Source organism: Curtobacterium sp. B8, assembly GCF_000333315.1.
In the GTDB taxonomy this organism is placed as follows: Bacteria; Actinomycetota; Actinomycetes; order Actinomycetales; family Microbacteriaceae; genus Curtobacterium; species Curtobacterium luteum.
This window is the reverse complement of record NZ_BACW01000252.1, coordinates 1-1,465: the sequence shown is the minus strand read 5'-3', so window position 1 is coordinate 1,465 and position 1,465 is coordinate 1. Positions and strand designations below refer to the sequence as shown.

Annotated in this window: 2 protein-coding genes; both read left to right on the top strand. The window is 73.0% G+C overall.

What is annotated here, in order from left to right:
- Positions 1-1,126: NtaA/DmoA family FMN-dependent monooxygenase (locus tag I59_RS06210; RefSeq protein ID WP_022903122.1), on the top strand; the 1,126-nt coding region annotated here is incomplete at its 5' end.
- A partial coding sequence (locus I59_RS06205; RefSeq protein WP_031273101.1) for an LLM class flavin-dependent oxidoreductase occupies positions 1,123-1,465 on the top strand: 343 nt, incomplete at its 3' end. The genes I59_RS06210 and I59_RS06205, both read left to right, overlap by 4 nt.

Genomic DNA, 1,465 nt, shown 5'->3' with positions numbered 1-1,465 from the left:
GACCTCGCGCCCTGGCCGGGGTCCGGAGCACATCGGTCTGGTCGGGACCCTGCAGACGACGTTCAACGAGCCGCTGGAACTGGCGAAGCAGCTCGCGACGCTCGACCACCTGACCGACGGGCGCGCCGGCTGGAACGTCGTGACGAGCTCCGACGCGTTCCACGGCGCCAACTTCCGCCGCGGGGGCTTCCTCGACCACGCGGACCGCTACACGCGCGCAGCCGAGTTCATCGAGCTGTCCCGCGAGGCCTGGGACTCATGGGAGCCGGACGCCGTCGTCGCCGATCCCGCGTCAGGCACCTACGTGGACCGTTCGCGCATCCGGGACGTCGACCACCACGGACCCCAGTTCGACGTCACCGGGACCTTCCCGGTGCCGCGCAGCCCACAGGGGCACCCCGTCATCGTGCAGGCGGGCGACTCCGACGAGGGTCGCGACCTCGCCGCCGCGCACGCCGAGGTGATCTTCTCGCTGCACACCGAGTTCGACGACGCGAGGGCGTTCTCGGACGACGTCACGGCGCGGCTCGCGCGGCACGGCCGGAGCCGGGACGAGCTGCTCATCCTCCCGGGCGCCACGTTCACCATCGGCGACACCGCGGAGGAGGCCCAGGAGCGCTCGCGCGCGATCCGTCGTGCACAGGTCAGCCCCGCCACGGCGATCGCGTTCCTCGAGCAGGTCTGGAACCGCGACCTCTCCGGCCACGACGTCGACGGCCCGCTGCCCGACGTCGAACCGGACGTGGACGCCGACGCGATCACCCGAGGGCGCGTGCGACACCTCCGGGACCCGCGCAGCACCGTCGCTGCGTGGCGCGCGCGTGCCGCGAGCGACCACCTCTCGACCCGGGACCTCGTGATCGAGGTGTCGACCCGGGGCGGGTTCGTGGGGACACCGGAGCACCTGGCGGCGGAGATCGACCGCTTCGTGCAGGCCGGTGCAACGGACGGCTTCGTCGTCGTGCCGCACACCAACCCGCACGGTCTCGACGAGTTCGTGGACCGGGTGGTACCGCTCCTGCAGGAACGCGGGGTGTACCGGGACTCCCACGACGAGGGCACGACGCTCCGCCAGAACCTCGGGCTGCCCGATCGGGTCCGCGACCGGCAGGCGGCCACGGCATGAGCGCCGTCCCGCTCTCGGTCCTCGACCTCGTCCCGGTCAGCAGTGGTTCCACTGCCGCGGCGGCACTGCACGCCACCGTCGACCTCGCCCAGCGCGCCGAACGTGCCGGGTACGCCCGGTACTGGCTCGCCGAGCACCACCTCAACCCCGGGGTCGCCGGCAGCGCGCCGACCGTCGTGATCGGTGCCGTGGCCGCTACTACCTCCTCGATCCGGGTCGGCAGCGCGGCGACCCTCGTCGGCAACGTGCGCGGGCTGCAGATCGCCGAGACCTTCGGGACCCTCGCCGCCCTGCACGGTCCGCGCATTGACCTCGGGCTCGGAAGGTCCGGTGCCCCGG